The sequence below is a fragment of the Iningainema tapete BLCC-T55 genome (assembly GCF_014698965.1).
Classification (GTDB): domain Bacteria; phylum Cyanobacteriota; class Cyanobacteriia; order Cyanobacteriales; family Nostocaceae; genus Iningainema; species Iningainema tapete.
Window position 1 is genome coordinate 69,687 of sequence record NZ_JACXAE010000063.1, and the last position, 15,880, is coordinate 85,566.

Below are 15,880 nucleotides of genomic sequence, written 5' to 3' on the forward strand. Positions count from 1 at the left end.
TATAACTGCGGCATTTGACCTTTTTAAAGTTGGAAATTTAGCATGAGCAGCAATTTAGCAACAAAATTACGTGTAGGTACAAAAAAAGCCCACACGATGGCAGAAAATGTAGGTTTTGTCAAGTGCTTTTTAAAAGGAGTCGTAGAAAAAAACTCTTACAGAAAACTAGTCGCTAACTTCTACTTCGTCTACTCGGCAATGGAAGAGGAGATGGAAAAACATCACAACCACCCGATTGTTTCCAAAATTAACTTCCGTGAACTCCACCGTAAGCACACCTTAGAACAAGACTTGAGCTACTACTATGGTGCTTCCTGGCGGGAACAAATCCAACTGTCCAGTGCGGGTGAAGCTTATGTGCAACGGATTCGGGAAATCTCTCAAAAAGAACCAGAACTGTTAATTGCTCACTCGTACACCCGTTACTTGGGCGATTTGTCTGGTGGACAAATTCTTAAAGGTATTGCCCAAACAGCAATGAACCTTTCTGATGGACAGGGTTTGGCATTTTATGAATTTCAGGACATCCCCGAAGAGAAAGCATTTAAAGCTAAATATCGCTCTACCTTAGATGAACTGCCGATAGATGATGCTACAGCAGATCGCATTGTCGATGAAGCTAACGCTGCCTTTGGTATGAACATGAAAATGTTCCAAGAATTAGAAGGCAACTTGATTAAAGCGATCGGTCAAATGCTTTATAATAGCCTTACACGCCGTCGTACACGCGGCAGCACTGAATTGGCAACTGCTGAATAAACTAGTAGTTAGGAGTCAGAATTCAGGAGTCAGGAGAAGGGCTATTGGAGTTGATTCTGGCTTTTGGATTTTGGCTCCTAACAACTTGTTAGGATGGCTGCTTGTGTTGCACTGTATAGAAAAAGTGAAATTATATGAATATTTTTCAAATTTTTACTGTAGCCAATCTTTTCGTTTTACCATTTTGGGCATTAATGATTTTCCTACCTAAATGGAAGGTTACACAACGGGTAATGGAATCATATATTCCCTTTGTACCTCTAGCATTAGCATATTTGTATTTATTTGTTAGCAGTATCACTCCGGAGAATGCCCAAGCTTTATCGAATCCTCAATTACCTGATATTGCCAACTTTTTTAGTGAAGAAAAAGCTGCGGCTACTGGTTGGATTCATTTTTTAGTTATGGATCTATTTGTTGGGCGCTACGTTTATTTACAAGGTCGAAAAACTGGTGTTTGGACAATTCACTCATTAGCACTTTGTTTATTTGCAGGTCCAATAGGTTTACTTTCTCATATATTAACAGAATGGATTGCTAGGGCTTTTTTCTTTCGTACTCAAAGTGAAGTTGGGACTGTAAGAGAAACAACAGCTTCTTCTCAATGAAATATCCCCGACTTCTTAAAGAAGCCAGGGATATTTGTTAGGAGACTGTAGCACCTTTATAATTGGCGTCTTTCCAACATTTAGGCAAATTTTCGCCAGATGGAAAAACTAAATTTTCTTTTTTGTAAGTATCAGTATCTTGTTCTTCTTGTCCTTCTTGATCTTGTGCTTTGATAGCATCAACATTAGGATTAATTAATTCTTGAATATCCTGAATCTCTACTAAGTTGCCAGAATCTTTGACTTGTAAAAGCATTGAAATTAACCTCTTAATTGTTTGTTCCTAAAATAATGAAAATTACATCTCGCTTTGATATTTTTCCACAATATCTACAAGATTTACTTGGCATTGCAGTGGAAGTAAATCGATGAGAGGCAGTTCTCGTCTACCACCACCAATTTTTACCGAAATAGATTCCAAAATTTTGATAACTTCGTCTTCTTCCACAGGCTTATTGGCAGAAAGTAGGGGATACATTTTTTCAGCAACTACAGTATGGAGTTTGGCATCTGATAAATAAAGATGCCACTTAGCGATATCAATGTAGACGCTTTCGCCAATTTCAGCTGCTAGGGCTTCTAGTAGTTCTGTGGTGTTAGTCTTAGCCATAAAAAATAACCCTAAATTATGAGCGCTTTCCTCAGCTATTCAATATTGTTGCTCAAATATCTATCATGACTCAACCACCACAAGTTACAATCGTCCTAGCTGATGGAGTCCATCTTCAGGTGGATTTAGAAGGCGTCGAGTCGTAGTTAGCGATCGCCGAAATGTAAATTAGATGTACTAACAGTACCACTATCCAACCTGCTGTTAAAGGCGGTAGCCATTCCCAGTTGGCTTTGAGGAAGTTGTGAAAAAACCACAAGCCGGAGTTAACTGCAGCGGAGAATGCCACATGAACGGCAAAATTCATTCTGTCATCTAACTTGCGGTAAGCAGGATCTTTGCGATCGGGTTGACGAGGCCAACGAGGAGGCATAAATATTTACTGTTTGTAATAAATGATTCAATCTTATTTTAGGATTTTTACAGGTTCTGTGAATAATTAATGTAGAGACGTTTTGTGAAACGTCTCTACATTATGACTATCGCCGTTTACTGATGACTGTTTACTTATCATCAACCCTTTGGATGAACTTTTCCTTCGTATTGCTCAATACTGATTAATCTTTTTGATAGAGGTAGCAAATATATCCACTTGTCAAGATGGAGTTGCAATCTTGAGGTGGATAAAAATGACTAAAATTAACCCAATCCAACTACAGAAACATTTAAAAGGCGTTGACTACCCAGCTAGTAAAGAAGACTTGATTAGCCACGCCAAAGAACAAGGCGCTGATGAAAATGCTATTTCTGTGCTAGAGCAATTGCCAGATCAAGATTTTGAAAGCCCAACTGATGTAAGTCAAGCAGTTAGTGACATAGGATAGGTAGGAGGCAGAAGTATTAAAATATACGCTAACCTGCTTTTTTACTTCTGCCTTCAAGATTGAAAATAGTCTCCTGATTTACCGCCAGTTTTGCTGATTAAATGTATTGACTCAATTTGAATGGATTTTTCTAGGGCTTTCGCCATGTCGTAAAGGGTGAGAGCCGCAACAGAAGCTGTGGTTAAGGCTTCCATTTCTACTCCTGTTTCAGCTTTAGTTTTGACTGTGGCAAGAATGTGATAACCAGGTAATTCTGCATCGGGTGTAATCTGTACTTCTACTTTTTGTAAAGGTAAGGGATGGCATAGAGGAATTAAGGTAGCAGTTTGTTTTGCTGCCATAATTCCAGCTAGTCTTGCAGTTCCCAACACATCCCCTTTTGGTGCATCACCTGCTTGAATGGCGGCAAAGGTTTTTGGGGACATTCGCACTCTCGCTGTCGCAACTGCTTGGCGCACTGTAGGTAATTTGTTGGATACATCTACCATCTGTGCTTGTCCCTGAGAGTCTAGATGAGTTAAGTCATCAGAATTATTTGGAAAAATTTCTTGCATTATCTTTTAAGGGTGTGCTACTATATATATCTATTGAGGGCGTGTAGCTCAGTGGACTAGAGCACGTGGCTACGGACCACGGTGTCGGGGGTTCGAATCCCTCCTCGCCCGTTGAAAATAGTAGAAATGATCTGGGTTGTGGAGACGTTCCGGCGGAACGTCTCCACTATTTTAATGCGTAGGTATCTTGACCGCGACCAAAGGCAAAACGTAAGGAACTGGCTATGTCTTTGCAACATAGGGTAATAAAGATCAGAAGTGCTAATAGACTAAGAATAGCTGATGTTGCAAACATTACACGGTAGCCAACTTGATCGGCAATGGAACCAAGAACAGGACCAGCGATCGCAATTCCTACATCAAATCCAGCGATGCATAAACCAAACATACGTCCGCGTTCTCTACTCACTGAGCGATCGGCAATCAATGTAGCAATCATCGCAATTAAAGTACCTCCGCCCAAACCCTCAAGCAGCCCAGCTAGTAAGAAGGTGAATGCACTGTTTGCCTGCCAGAGTACCACCATAGATAAAGTGTAAGAAATTAAGCTGAGGGTAATAAACAAACCACGACCTAAGCGATCGCTTGCTTTACCTGCAAATACCCTTCCACTAAAACTAGCAATGGCAGCGGTTGAGTAAAATAATCCAGGATTTAAATCTACCTGAATTGATTTCATGAACAACGGCACAAAGGTAGACAAAGTACCAAAACCCAACCCAATGAGTAAAAATACTACCGCTGGAACTCTTGCTCTTGCACTCAACAAAATTTGCCAAAACTTTGGATTAGCAATATTTCCTTGCTCGCTCTCAACTGGTGGATTAGTAACTTGTATTGTTCCTAATAGTGCAACAAAAGCTAGTTCAGCAGCAACAAGAAATAAAACTCGACTACCAACCCCTTCTTGTAAATAACCACCTAAAGCAGGTCCAATCGCCATCCCAATCGGATTTACTAGACTCATGTAACCAATAATTTCACCACGCTTTTCGCGTGGAGCCAAATCTGCTACCAATGTAGTGTAGCCAGTAGCAAAAGCGGCAATACTAATACCATGAAAAGCACGCCACATCAATAACAGAGGGATAGATTTAAATACTAAGTAGCCCAGAGGCGCGATCGCTGCTACCAATGTACCGATAATTAACACGATCTTGCGCCCCTTATTATCTGCCAACTGTCCTAACCCAGGGCGAAACAGCAAAAGTCCAATGGCAAAGCTGCCCATCACCAATCCTATCTGCTGTTGGCTTGCGCCCGTACTTAAAATGTAGAGCGGCAGAGTAGGTAGTAATGAAGCCAGACTACACCAAAAGAGTAACCCTGCTATAAATAAAACGAACAGGTTCCCACGCCAAAGTTGAGTATCGGATGCACGAAAAACATTCACGGCAAATACTAGTTAAGTAGTTAAGTGTCATTGGTGCTTTGTAGCTAAACATTGCACCAATAACTAACTAGTATTGTTACACAGACTGACCAACTACTTACAATGGTGGTGCTGGAAGTAGCTGAGCAGGAGCGGCAAAAGGACTAATGCCACCTTGATCAACTTCCAACTGAGTCATCATGTCATGGTCCTCGTGAACTAAGTTATGACAGTGGGTCATATACTTTCCTTTATTGGGATCAAACTTCCCAACTACCCGCACATTCTCATTTTCACCAACATAAAAAACATCCTTCCAACCACGTTCATAGGGGAAAGCCGCTTGACGATTACGGTCGATGATCAAACAGTCTATCAAGTGAATATGAATAGTGTGAAACCAATCCTGGTGGACGTTGTTGAGACTCCAAATTTCATACTCACCTAATCTTGGATTAGCATCAACTCGATCTTTGTCCCATTCTTTACCATTAATTACCCACACACCACTAAATTTGTCATAGTGCCATTCTCTGGTGCGCACTGCTTGAGCAACAAGCTGAGAAACAGAAGGAATATTACGCATTTGATTAGGGATAGAACTATTGTCAACGACAGAACGCACCACATCAAAACGCATAATTTTATCCGTATTATCGTAGTCGTCATTATTAGGCAGTGATTCATTCTGTAAAATCACAGATGTGCCAATAGGGTATTGGGAAAAGTCAATGATGAACTCATATCGCTCACCCATCCCAAGGCGAAAATTTTTGACTCTGACTGGCGCAGATAAAAGCCCACCATCAGTGGCAATCATAATTAAGTCGTCACCTGTGTTTAAAGAAGGTTTGTAAGAGCGGGAAACAGATCCATTTAACATTCGGAAGCGGTATTTACAATTAGCTACTTCCATACGAGGCCAAGGCACACCATTGACTGTAATCACATCGCCCATGAGCTTGTTGCGATTTTGGTCATTAAATACCAAACTGCCGTCAGAGGCAAATATCTTGTCTGATAAAAATAAAGGTACATCGTACTCGCCTTTGGGTAGGGGTAATCCTAGTTCTAAATCGTCTTGTAAGATGTACATTCCAGCTAGTCCCATGTAAGCTTGCTGTGCAGTCACCATGACTGTGTGATCGTGATACCACAGAGTAGCAGCAATGCGATTATTCGGATAAATGTAGTCTTTGTAGTAGCCATGAGGAATAAAATCCTCAGCGTAGCCATCGTATTGAGGTAGTGATGGCATTCCGTGTAAATGAACTACCGTATTTGTACCAACATCATTGATAAAACGAATTACTGAACGACGGCTCACATGTTGCTTGATTGTCGGACCCGGAGCTATGCCGTTATAACCCCAAATTTGGGTTTGTAAACCAGGCAAAATTTCCAAATTAGCTTTTTTAATTGTGATTTCGTAGTAATCAGTTGTGCTATCACTGCGCACGGGGTTAAGTACTGGTGGAACACGGAAGGGAACTGAAAAGGGTGTCACTCTTGGACTACCAGCATTTTGAGCTTGACTTCTCAGTTGCAGTGCGATCGGCAATAGCAAGCTTCCACCCGCGATGAATCCGAGTTTTACCACATCTCGTCTATTTATCTTTAACATTTTTTTATTTGTTTTTGATATTTTTTTGTTTCTTATATATAACGTTCACAAGTTATATACTTATGCAGTGGTAATTTGAACTACTATTATGATTTGCTAAATAAAATTACGAATTTTTAATGTGATTTAATAAAAAGACGATTTTAAGTAAATATATTTAGTAGATATAAATATTACGTTATTTTTTTCTAAAAATATTTACAGTAATTTAAATTAATTTACAGCAATTGAAATAAAATGAGACGTTCTATGGAACGTCTCTACGTTGTTATTTGGAGATATTTATTCCCTACGGGTTGGGAATCAACCTCCCACAAGGATAAGTAGTTACTTCCTCAGAAGCACTTTGGGCCATAGCAGCAGGAATTTTATCCAGAGGTTGAGTTTTGGCTGCTAAATATTCTGTTCGCAGTTGTGCCAACATTTGCTCCCGCTTGTCATATAACCGCTTCAAACTACGAGGTTGGCACTGATTCATTACATAGGCTGTAACTAAAGGTAGTGCAATTGTACTATCTGTGTAACAAACAATCGTGCTAGGCAATTCGTTAGGGTCGATTTTTCCCCAACTTACAGCTTCGCTTGGTGTCGCACCGGACAAACCACCAGTATCTGGACGTGCATCGGTGAACTGTACAAAGTAATCGTGTCCCCGTTCTTCTAATCCCAGTACCTCGTGAATTTGCGGTTGCGTTTGGAGCAAAAAGTTTTTTGGACTACCGCCACCAATAATTACAGCCGCACTCTTGCCTTCCTGTTCACGGGCAAAGTAGGCGATCGCCGCCGTCTCATTCACGTCAATTGATGGGTCTAATACTAACTGATAACCTTCCAGGGATAAAGCGGCAACATTCATCCCAATCGAACTATCTCCAGGAGAAGAAGTATAAATGGGTACTCCACACTCATAAGCCGTAGCTAGTAAACAGGAATGTTTGACTCCCAGTTGTTTTTCCACTTCCCGGACGTATTTGCCCAAAAGATAATGAAATTCAGCAGTTCCCATCCGCTTCTGAAAAGGTTCAGCTTGCAAAACCTTGCGGATAAAAGCATCAGTTTCTAGTAGTACATCATAACCAAATATGATGTCATAAATACGGATTGTACCTTCCTCGCGCAGCTTCACATCATCCAAAAATGGATTACCAGCAAACAATTCAAAACCCAAGCCGTAGTGCATATCATGGTAAAGATTAGCACCAGTGCTAATCATCCAGTCGATAAAACCGTTACGAATTAAGGGTGCAAGCACAGAAACGCCAAATCCTGCAGGTGTCATTGCACCAGAAAGACTAACTCCCACCGTCACGCCTTCATTGAATACATCCCGACTAAGCAGATGGCATATCTCCCGTAACCGTGCTGAGTTGTAGGCGGTGAAGTAGTTATCGATTAAATCAACTACGTTGATATCGATTGGCATTGGTGCCGGTGCGATTTTTTTTCCTGTCTTTTTTGACATTTTTGGTAGTTACCCCAGATAAAATTCTCATGCAAAGGCATATAGGCGCTTTCGTTAACAAGCGCTTCTTGAGTTTTTTGCATGATATTTAATTTTAACTAGGTAAATGCCTGTGGTGATGGTTGGTTCACCCCTACATACATATCGCATCGCCATCATCAATTCAACACACCATCTTCCACAATTTGAATTTGATAACTATAACCTTGCTCCGCCAAAAACAACTGACGGTGACGAGCAAACTCCTCCTCACAAGTCCTCAAAGACACCAAAGTATAAAACTGAGCATTACCACCATCAGCCTTCGGACGAAGCACCCGCCCCAATCGTTGCGCCTCTTCTTGACGAGAACCATACTTCCCAGAAACCTGAATCAAAACATCAGCATCAGGTAAATCCAGAGCAAAATTCCCCACCCGCGAGAGAATCAATCCCCCAATCTCACCATTTCTAAACTGTTCGTAAAGCTTATCGCGATCGCGTTGAGTAGTCTTCCCCGTCACCAATGGTAACCTAGTTACCCTAGCAATTTCTTTTAACTGGTCAATATATTCCCCGATGATTAAAACCTTGTGTCCTTTTTGACTTGCCAACAACTCCTCCACAACTTGAAACTTACGGGGATTTTCTGCCGCAATGCGGAACTGATGGCGTCTTTCAGCTACCGCATATTCCATTTGCCTATCTTCATCTTGAGGAATCCTAATTTCAGTGCATTCTGCAGTAGCTATGTATCCTTGACCTTCCAAATCTCGCCAAGGCACATCATAACGTTTCGGACCAATTAAGGCAAACACGTCTCCTTCCTTCCCATCCTCGCGGATCAACGTTGCTGTAAGTCCCAAACGGCGACGTGCTTGCAATTCAGCAGTGATGCGAAAAATCGGTGCTGGTAATAAATGCACTTCATCATAGATAATTAAACCCCAAGAACGAGCCTTAAAAAGCTCAAAATGGGGAAAATCACCATCTTTACTAGAACGATAACCGAGAATTTGGTAAGTAGCTAAAGTTACAGGGGCAGTATTTTTTACTTGACCGCTGTACTCGGCGATCTCTTGTTCTGATAGAGTAGTTTTATCAAGTAATTCTCGTCGCCATTGCCGTACTGAAGTCAAACTACTGGTGAGAACCAAGGTACTTTCTTGTACCGCTACCATCGCCGCCATTCCCACCATTGTTTTACCTGCACCACAAGGTAGAACAATTACCCCGTTACCACCTTGTACTCTACCTGCTTGGTAAAATGCTTCAGCCGCGTACTTTTGATAATCGCGCAAGTGAAATTTGTTTCCGGAAGACGTTTGCTGTAGAATTTCAATTTTTAAACTGTCTCCTTTCACATACCCAGCTAAATCTTCTGCTGGGTAGCCCGCGCCTAAAAGTGCTTGTTTGAGGATACCGCGATAAGCTGGATTAATTTCAAAAGTTAGTTCGCTTAAACGTTCTCCTAGTAAAGGTGCAACTTGTTGATTACGTTTTAATAGTTCAACTAGGGGTAAATCTGCTATTTTTAGCACTAAGCGATCGCCATCTCGTTCAATTACTGTCAATCCATAGCGATTTCCTAAAGCTGCAATTTCTTGCGCCACTGATACAGGCATGGGATACTTAGAGTGTGCCTGTAATGCTGCTAACATATCATCTATCGCCATCCCTGCGGAACGTGCGTTCCAGATACTTAGGGGTGATAGTTGATAGGTGTGGATATGCTCTGGGCTTTTTACCAATTCTGTAAACGGTGCGATGGCTTCTCGTGCTGCATCGGCGCGGGGTGAATGTACTTCCAAAAGAACAGAGCGATCGCTTTGGATAATCAGCGCATTTTCTGGCACGTAGGACATAATTACAATGAGACTGGGGAAAGAAACTTTAGCTTATTCTACTTTGGGAACGTTCTGTAGTGTTTCTAAGACTTTTAAACCAGCCCACTCCAACTCACTTGCGAATTTTTTAGATTGTTTTTCATCTACTAATAAAACATCCGGTGCTAGTTTTCCCAATAAATAGGGTGCTAATTTTGGACTAGAAGCAATCGCGTTAAATACTGCTGGATTAGTACAGCGTAACACTAATACCTTTTCTACTTCTACCGTTGTACCGATCCCTACCCATCCTTGAATAGCTACGTTTAATAAGTTGGGAATTTGTGTAGTTAAGCGCGATCGCAAAAACTCGATTAATTCTTCTGGCTTAGCTCCGGCTTTAACTGCATCAGTGACACTTTTACGAGATAATCGCCAGCTACCATCTGCTTGTACTTCCATCCAACGGTTTAGCTGCTCGTGAATTAATAAATCTGGAGTTGATTGCGTTATTGTCACCATCCCATCTTCTGTAATTGATAGACAACGAGGCAATGGTTGATTATAGTCTATTATATCGCCGAACCAAGATTTAGCAGATGCACGTTCTCCAACTAAGAGAAACTTGTCACCAATCGGTTTGCCTTTAAGTCCTTGGTTGACTGCTGACTCTCTTGAGGCTTCATCTGCAAATTCTAACAGCTTTACTCGCTTGCGTAGCTTTACCTGTTCGTAAAGATTACCCCATTGTTGTAATTCTGTTTCGACATTTTGTGGCAAACCTACTTTAGAACCTTCTTGTAATGCAGCGAGTAATTCTGTTAAAGAGTAACCATTTTCCCAACCGTTATATACTGAATCTCGTGTTAATCGATACTGAGCAATATGCTGTTGTACTGATACACGTTCTGCATGGCGTTCTAGTAATGCTAACTGGAGCGGATTTACATCTTCTAGATATACCATAACTTCAAAGTTTGGCTGTACTATCCATGCTTGTTGGCTGGAGTATTCAGTAACTAGATTGTTATCTGTTTCTTGGGGATAGAGAAGTAAACGTCCTAAATCTGTCAATCGAAAACTAGAAATTGAGTCATTTTGAATTTTCGCACTCAGGGAAGGTAGTAATCCTAATTCGACTATTCCTAAATAGTACAACCAACTTGAGAGAGCATATTTTAACCAAACTCGTTCATAACCTAACCAATCTTGACGTAATTTATCACGCCACTCTTTTAATATAGTCAATTCATCTCTTGTATCGTTAACAAACCGTCTGGGATAGCTAGGTTTGGTTTTTAAGGAAAAGAATTCACCTAAACGTTTAAATAATATTTGCTCAAATTCGTCAAAATCTACCCAATGTCTTCCGGCTTCTGGGAGCAATTTTAGTGCTGATAATAAAATTTCTCTTCCTTGAATAAATAGTTCGCGATTGTACCATCTATTTTCTCTAAATTCTAGCCATTGAATTGATTTAACAAAACCGTGTATTAGTAGTTCAACTTGCTCTTTTTGCGAATATTTGGCAAATTCTTCAATGGATACTCTTAAATTTATTGTATTCTCTTTAGTGGGAATTAATAAGTCTGAGTTTAACAAAGCAAAAGCAAAAGCATTTGCCGGATCATGAAATAAAAAGCCATCAACTTCAGTAGATTCGTCTTTCCAATTTTGGGATTTAGTAAATTTTTTTAAACTATTAAGTTGAAAAGTACCTTTTTGAGTTAATTTAAATCCATCTTGCTGCTCAATTGCTTGCAACATACCCAAAATGTTCAAAACAACGTTGGCGGGACGACGAACGGTTGTTAATTTTGGTTCTGGATGATTTTTTAAAGGTAGTTTGTTAAAGGATGGACTGCCAATGTGTGTCAGTAATCGTTCATCTGTGAACACAGATAGAGAGCGATCGCTCTCAGCATAATTATAGCTACTGATTGGGATAATACATAAGAAAATTCCCCGCTTAACTAAGTATTTAGCAAAAGCTTTGTGATCTGGTTCAGATTCTTTGTGAAATTCAGGCAACTCTTCTGCATCAAGAAGTCGCAGCATCTGGAGTAAATCTTCGGCTTTCATTTCACCATGTGCAACTTTAGCCAATTCCAGTGCTAACCTTTCAAAAGGTTTTAACTGTTGGATGACATCTTGAACAGTTTGCGGATTTTTTAAACCGTCAGTAATTGCCTTAATACAATCTTGCTTGCGTTGTACTCCTTTACCCGCCCAAACTTTTGCCATTGGTGGTAAGAGTTCGGTATTTATCTGGTTGAGGTAAGGATCAAAACGCAATTTCTCCGACATATGTAATTACCTGGATAAAACTTTAGGTAAGTGTCCTAGCTTTAATAAACGAGTGAGAAGCGCATCAAAGTTTTCCGGTGCGACTACAGCTGTGCATTCATCCAAGCGGGTGTAAATTAAGGGGGCTGTTTTTCGGTCAGCGAGTAAACTATCTAATATGTTAGGTGTTGCCACTTCAATGATGGCAATATTTTCATGTAATGTAGCAGTTTTTTGCTCCATTGTATAGTACTCCCTATAGTTGATTTACATAAGCTGGCAGTGGGGATAATTTGCTCAATAGCACCTGCTCGGAAGTCCAAAACTGAGCTTTTTGCCTCTCGGCACAAGCTAAAAATGCGGCATCATATAGTGTTGGTAGTTGATATTGTTCTGCAATTTCCCAAGCTCTGACTTTAATTAATTCCTCATTGATGTATTCTATGGGTAGATCGCAAAAATCCTGATAACACCCGTTAGCTTCCTCTTTTGTCAGTAAACCCATCCTGACTTTTTTGCGTAAAACTGAGCCTACTTCTGCCCAAGCAAAAGCAGGTGCAACTAAACGAGCATTACCCACCACTGTTTCTACTATTAGGCTATCTGCTAGTGGTTCATTTTCATCAGGCACAAGATAGGGAATGAAAACGCTTGTATCTAAGCATAAGACTTTATTCAATTGACGTGTTCCCTTCTCTTAAACTACGAATCAAAGCATTAGCATTTGGGTGTACGCCTGTTCTAGCTTTAATTTCGGCACGCCTTTTGAGGATACTTTGATGGGTAGCAATAGCTTGTCGTCGTTTGACTTCTTGTTCGACTGCTTCAACTACTAACTCATTGAATGACTCTCCACCGTCTTTAAGCTGTTTTGCTTGTTTTAGCAGAGGAATGGGAAACCGGATTGTAACTGCTTCACGCTCCATACTAACTCCCAGCTTTTGTCTTGTGATATCTACAATTGTAACTATATTTTGGTTACATAGATAGAATTTATGGGTAACTTGTTTGTAGTAAGGGCTGTCTTCCCTTTCATGATGAAACTTAAATGCTCATTAGCTTAAAACCATACGCCGGACTCAGGGATCATCTGGGAAGGCAAAGCACATACTCTGTGTGTAAGCAATAAACTAAATTTAACATTAAAGCTTTCATTACCACAAATAAAAAAAATAATGTTGCAGTTTTCGACATTGACAACATAGTACCCCTGACTAAGAGAATACTGATCAGAATATGAATGTTGACAATATAGGATTACTATTTGATTTTTGAAATACACGTAGGGTGGGCACTGCCCACAAAATCCCGAGATGTACGGCATAGCCCACCCTACACATACGTAGATTTGTTCAAAAATCAAACCGGATTCCTATATAAGTAAACTTTTTGTCAAATTGTCACTTACGTAATTAAGCAATTGTCGGAAATAAAACAAAAATGAAACAGTATTTCAATTTAATAATTATTAATTGCAGGGAGTTGGATTATGATTTTTGGTTATCATATTTTGGAGCAACTCAAGCTTAAAATTACATTACAGCCAAAAGAGGAGTTGCAGTTTACCAAGTTCCTGATAGATTCTGCGGCAGATGCTGTTTTTTGGGTAGCAAAAGACGCACGGTTTTTGTACGTAAATCAGGCGGCTTGCTACATGGCTGGGTATTCCCGTGAGGAATTACTCTCCATGACGATGCACGACGTAGAACCAGACTTTTCGCCAAAAATTTGGTCAGAATTTTGGAAAGCTATCCAGAAGCAGGGTTCGCTTTACTTTGATTGTTTACATCCTCTGAAAGAGGGCGGGAGAAATCCTGTGGAGATCACCTTTATTTATCTGGAACACCAAGGTAAAGAGTATAGCTGTATCTTTGTCCGCAATAATACTAAACGCAAGCCGACAGAAATAGCACTAGGCAAAATTAATGAAGCGCTAAAGTGCAAAGTAAAAGAGCGCACAGTTCAATTAAGAAGAGCTAATGAGCAATTGTGCCACGAGATAGCTGAGCGCAAGCTTGCAGAAGCACAACTTCGGCTGGCTCTAGAACAAGAAAAAGACGAGAGTGAACTGGGAGCCAGCTTTGTCTGTATGGTTTCTCATGAATTCCGCAACCCCCTGCACGTTATTTCATTTGCCACCAGCTTGCTTAAACGTAACATTCACCAATGGGATCTTGAGAAAAAACTCAAGTATCTCCATCGTATCCAAACTGCCGCTGAATATCTGGGCGAGTTGATGGATAATGTTTTCATCATTGGTAAATTAGAAGCAGGAAAACTAAAATTTGAACCAAAAGCAATTAATTTAGAGCAATTTTGCCGTAATTTACTAACACAATTGCCACTGAGCCACAGTAGCAGCCACACTGTCAACTTTGCAATTCTTGGTGACTGCTCAACAGCTTGTGTGGATGAAAAATTGCTACAGCCGATGCTGACAAATCTGCTCGACAATGCGATTAAGTATTCTCCAAACGATAGGACAGTTGATTTGAAACTTTCGTGCTATAGTAATGAAGAACTAGTTTTCCAGATTAAAGATCAAGGAATTGGCATTCCACCAGCAGATCAAAAACGACTGTTTGAACCATTCTATCGCGGCAATAATGTCGGCGATGTACCAGGTATCGGACTAGGGCTAGCAGTTGTGAGAAAACTTGTGGACTTACATTTTGGTCAAATCTCTGTGATGAGTGAAGTAGGGGTGGGTACTACGTTTATAATTACGTTGCCATTAGGCAAAGCTTTGTAAGCAAGACTGTCTACTGCGACCATTATTACTAACGATTGACCAAACGCTCTTGGGTAGTTTCAGTGAGTCTGACTTTTCGTTGTTCCCAACAATACACTTTTCCATTATACTCGGTATTGTCCAAAAAAATAAAATATTTTATCTGTGCAAATAAAATTCTGGTTGACATGCCGCCAGAAATGTTGGGTTGAAGTCTTTCGCCCGAAAGTTTGAGCAGCTAACCACGAAGAATTGGCGAGATTTTGAGAGCGCGACATCGATATTTGTTTATCTAGTCCCAAGTTGAAGCTTGTGGACAGGAATTGACTTTTGCCTGAAGTCTAATAAAAACCAAAAATCGGGTGCAGACAATGAAAAAGATTCTAGTGATTGAAGATGAGGCGCAAAGCCGAGAGATGTTTCTAGAATGCTTAGAGGCTGAAGGGTTCGATGCGATCGCTGTGGAAAACGGTCTTGTTGCTGTCCAACAGATACGGGAAAAGTTGCCTGATTTGGTGATTTGCGACATTAATATGCCGGAACTTGATGGTTACGGCGTCCTCACCTCGCTGCGCCAAGATCCAGCCACAGCAGCAATAATGTTCATTTTTCTGATTGCTAAGTTTGCCAAAACTGAACTTTGCCAAGGCATGAATCTGGGAGCAGATGACTATCTCACTAAACCATTTACGGTAGAGGAATTACTAGAGGCGATTACTGCCCAACTGGAAAAACAGGCAGATCTTAGGCAGTGGTACGCTGTTGATCCCCAAAAAGTCCCAGCGCCACCACCTGCTGACACTGCCAAACCAACAGACCAAAAGTCAATCTTTCCTGCTTGTCCCCAATTGAGTAAAGTCTTCGACTTCATCGAAGCCAATTATCACAAGTCGATCAGCTTGTGTGACGTGGCACAGGCACTTGATTACTCCTCCGCTTACCTAACCGATTTAGTGCGACGTCGAACAGGAAAGAGCGTGCATCGCTGGATTACCCAGCGCCGGATGGTAGCAGCCTGTTCCTTACTCCAAGAAACCGACCGATCAATAGATTACATTGCCGAAGCTGTAGGCTATCGCCATACGTGGTGCTTCTTTCGCCTGTTTCGCAAAACCTTTGGCATGACTCCAGGAGACTGGCGCAGCGCTTATCGTGGCTCTATTACAAAAACCTGTACGAATGTAGCATAAGCCTCCTCACATTACTCCCACAGCAGTACACAAGGGAGTGATACCATTTCACTTT

At 40.8% G+C, this 15,880-nt stretch carries 17 protein-coding genes and 1 tRNA gene; 6 read left to right on the top strand and 12 right to left on the bottom strand.

What is annotated here, in order from left to right; genetic code table 11:
* Positions 1-42: 42 nt before the first annotated feature.
* Together ICL16_RS18665 and ICL16_RS18670 are read left to right on the top strand one after the other, a co-directional pair.
* A complete protein-coding gene (locus ICL16_RS18665; protein WP_190830552.1) occupies positions 43-759 on the top strand; it encodes a biliverdin-producing heme oxygenase in 717 nt (238 codons plus the stop codon).
* 134 nt (positions 760-893) lie between these two features.
* The gene (locus ICL16_RS18670; protein WP_190830554.1) at positions 894-1,367 is read left to right on the top strand and encodes an ABA4-like family protein; all 474 of its coding nucleotides are present in this window, start codon (positions 894-896) and stop codon (positions 1,365-1,367) included.
* A gap of 37 nt (positions 1,368-1,404) precedes the next feature.
* On the opposite strand, the gene ICL16_RS18675 is transcribed toward ICL16_RS18670, so the two are convergent.
* From ICL16_RS18675 to ICL16_RS18685, 3 genes are all read right to left on the bottom strand, one after another.
* Entirely contained in the window at positions 1,405-1,623 is a 219-nt protein-coding gene (locus ICL16_RS18675) for an acetyltransferase (protein ID WP_190830556.1), read from the bottom strand.
* Positions 1,624-1,665: 42 nt separating this feature from the next.
* Positions 1,666-1,977, bottom strand: coding sequence for a DUF3181 family protein (locus ICL16_RS18680; protein WP_190830558.1), 312 nt, complete (start codon positions 1,975-1,977; stop codon positions 1,666-1,668).
* 115 nt (positions 1,978-2,092) lie between these two features.
* A complete protein-coding gene (locus ICL16_RS18685) occupies positions 2,093-2,350 on the bottom strand; it encodes a 2TM domain-containing protein (protein ID WP_190830560.1) in 258 nt (85 codons plus the stop codon).
* 256 nt (positions 2,351-2,606) lie between these two features.
* Here ICL16_RS18685 and ICL16_RS18690 point away from each other — a divergent pair, with 256 nt between their 5' ends.
* Entirely contained in the window at positions 2,607-2,801 is a 195-nt protein-coding gene (locus ICL16_RS18690) for a DUF2795 domain-containing protein (protein WP_190830563.1), read from the top strand.
* Between the two features lie 53 nt (positions 2,802-2,854).
* Here the strand turns inward: ICL16_RS18690 and moaC are convergent, their stop codons facing one another.
* Positions 2,855-3,355, bottom strand: a complete 501-nt coding sequence (gene moaC, locus ICL16_RS18695) for a cyclic pyranopterin monophosphate synthase MoaC (protein WP_190830566.1) — start codon at positions 3,353-3,355, stop codon at positions 2,855-2,857.
* Between the two features lie 37 nt (positions 3,356-3,392).
* Between moaC and ICL16_RS18700 the strand changes: the two genes are divergently transcribed.
* Positions 3,393-3,466 (top strand) — tRNA-Arg (locus ICL16_RS18700).
* Between the two features lie 55 nt (positions 3,467-3,521).
* Here ICL16_RS18700 and ICL16_RS18705 read toward each other — a convergent pair.
* The 8 genes from ICL16_RS18705 to ICL16_RS18740 all read right to left on the bottom strand — a co-directional run bounded on the left by ICL16_RS18705 (position 3,522) and on the right by ICL16_RS18740 (position 12,830).
* Entirely contained in the window at positions 3,522-4,748 is a 1,227-nt protein-coding gene (locus ICL16_RS18705; protein ID WP_190830568.1) for an MFS transporter, read from the bottom strand.
* A gap of 97 nt (positions 4,749-4,845) precedes the next feature.
* Complete coding sequence (locus tag ICL16_RS18710) at positions 4,846-6,351, bottom strand: multicopper oxidase family protein (protein WP_190830570.1); 1,506 nt, start codon at positions 6,349-6,351, stop codon at positions 4,846-4,848.
* 289 nt (positions 6,352-6,640) lie between these two features.
* Positions 6,641-7,813 carry a homospermidine biosynthesis protein gene (locus ICL16_RS18715; protein WP_190830572.1) on the bottom strand — a complete coding sequence of 391 codons (1,173 nt, stop codon included), beginning with the start codon at positions 7,811-7,813 and terminating at the stop codon, positions 6,641-6,643.
* A gap of 158 nt (positions 7,814-7,971) precedes the next feature.
* Positions 7,972-9,657, bottom strand: coding sequence for a DNA repair helicase XPB (locus ICL16_RS18720; protein ID WP_190830574.1), 1,686 nt, complete (start codon positions 9,655-9,657; stop codon positions 7,972-7,974).
* A 33-nt stretch (positions 9,658-9,690) separates the two neighbouring features.
* Complete coding sequence (locus ICL16_RS18725) at positions 9,691-11,925, bottom strand: helicase-associated domain-containing protein (RefSeq protein ID WP_190830576.1); 2,235 nt, start codon at positions 11,923-11,925, stop codon at positions 9,691-9,693.
* Positions 11,926-11,931: 6 nt separating this feature from the next.
* Positions 11,932-12,147, bottom strand: a complete 216-nt coding sequence (locus ICL16_RS18730) for a hypothetical protein (RefSeq protein ID WP_190830578.1) — start codon at positions 12,145-12,147, stop codon at positions 11,932-11,934.
* Positions 12,148-12,160: 13 nt separating this feature from the next.
* On the bottom strand, positions 12,161-12,583 hold the full coding sequence (locus ICL16_RS18735; protein WP_190830580.1) for a type II toxin-antitoxin system VapC family toxin: 423 nt from the start codon (positions 12,581-12,583) through the stop codon (positions 12,161-12,163).
* Positions 12,576-12,830, bottom strand: a complete 255-nt coding sequence (locus ICL16_RS18740; protein ID WP_190830582.1) for a YlcI/YnfO family protein — start codon at positions 12,828-12,830, stop codon at positions 12,576-12,578. Before ICL16_RS18740 ends, ICL16_RS18735 begins: the two co-directional genes overlap by 8 nt.
* A gap of 563 nt (positions 12,831-13,393) precedes the next feature.
* Here ICL16_RS18740 and ICL16_RS18745 point away from each other — a divergent pair.
* Both ICL16_RS18745 and ICL16_RS18750 read left to right on the top strand, forming a co-directional pair.
* Positions 13,394-14,656 carry a sensor histidine kinase gene (locus ICL16_RS18745; protein WP_190830584.1) on the top strand — a complete coding sequence of 421 codons (1,263 nt, stop codon included), beginning with the start codon at positions 13,394-13,396 and terminating at the stop codon, positions 14,654-14,656.
* Between the two features lie 350 nt (positions 14,657-15,006).
* Entirely contained in the window at positions 15,007-15,825 is an 819-nt protein-coding gene (locus ICL16_RS18750) for a response regulator transcription factor (RefSeq protein ID WP_190830586.1), read from the top strand.
* The last annotated feature ends 55 nt before the right edge of the window (positions 15,826-15,880 follow it).

What these genes read in the sequence shown, in the direction of transcription:
- ICL16_RS18725 (WP_190830576.1), bottom strand. Translation starts at nt 11,925, where the DNA reads ATGTCGGAGAAATTGCGTTTTGATCCTTACCTCAACCAGATAAATACC.
- ICL16_RS18710 (WP_190830570.1), bottom strand. Translation starts at nt 6,351, where the DNA reads ATGTTAAAGATAAATAGACGAGATGTGGTAAAACTCGGATTCATCGCG.
- ICL16_RS18680 (WP_190830558.1), bottom strand. Translation starts at nt 1,977, where the DNA reads ATGGCTAAGACTAACACCACAGAACTACTAGAAGCCCTAGCAGCTGAA.
- ICL16_RS18685 (WP_190830560.1), bottom strand. Translation starts at nt 2,350, where the DNA reads ATGCCTCCTCGTTGGCCTCGTCAACCCGATCGCAAAGATCCTGCTTAC.
- ICL16_RS18715 (WP_190830572.1), bottom strand. Translation starts at nt 7,813, where the DNA reads ATGTCAAAAAAGACAGGAAAAAAAATCGCACCGGCACCAATGCCAATC.
- ICL16_RS18750 (WP_190830586.1), top strand. Translation starts at nt 15,007, where the DNA reads ATGAAAAAGATTCTAGTGATTGAAGATGAGGCGCAAAGCCGAGAGATG.
- ICL16_RS18690 (WP_190830563.1), top strand. Translation starts at nt 2,607, where the DNA reads ATGACTAAAATTAACCCAATCCAACTACAGAAACATTTAAAAGGCGTT.
- ICL16_RS18730 (WP_190830578.1), bottom strand. Translation starts at nt 12,147, where the DNA reads ATGGAGCAAAAAACTGCTACATTACATGAAAATATTGCCATCATTGAA.
- ICL16_RS18665 (WP_190830552.1), top strand. Translation starts at nt 43, where the DNA reads ATGAGCAGCAATTTAGCAACAAAATTACGTGTAGGTACAAAAAAAGCC.
- moaC (WP_190830566.1), bottom strand. Translation starts at nt 3,355, where the DNA reads ATGCAAGAAATTTTTCCAAATAATTCTGATGACTTAACTCATCTAGAC.
- ICL16_RS18675 (WP_190830556.1), bottom strand. Translation starts at nt 1,623, where the DNA reads ATGCTTTTACAAGTCAAAGATTCTGGCAACTTAGTAGAGATTCAGGAT.
- ICL16_RS18740 (WP_190830582.1), bottom strand. Translation starts at nt 12,830, where the DNA reads ATGGAGCGTGAAGCAGTTACAATCCGGTTTCCCATTCCTCTGCTAAAA.
- ICL16_RS18745 (WP_190830584.1), top strand. Translation starts at nt 13,394, where the DNA reads ATGATTTTTGGTTATCATATTTTGGAGCAACTCAAGCTTAAAATTACA.
- ICL16_RS18720 (WP_190830574.1), bottom strand. Translation starts at nt 9,657, where the DNA reads ATGTCCTACGTGCCAGAAAATGCGCTGATTATCCAAAGCGATCGCTCT.
- ICL16_RS18670 (WP_190830554.1), top strand. Translation starts at nt 894, where the DNA reads ATGAATATTTTTCAAATTTTTACTGTAGCCAATCTTTTCGTTTTACCA.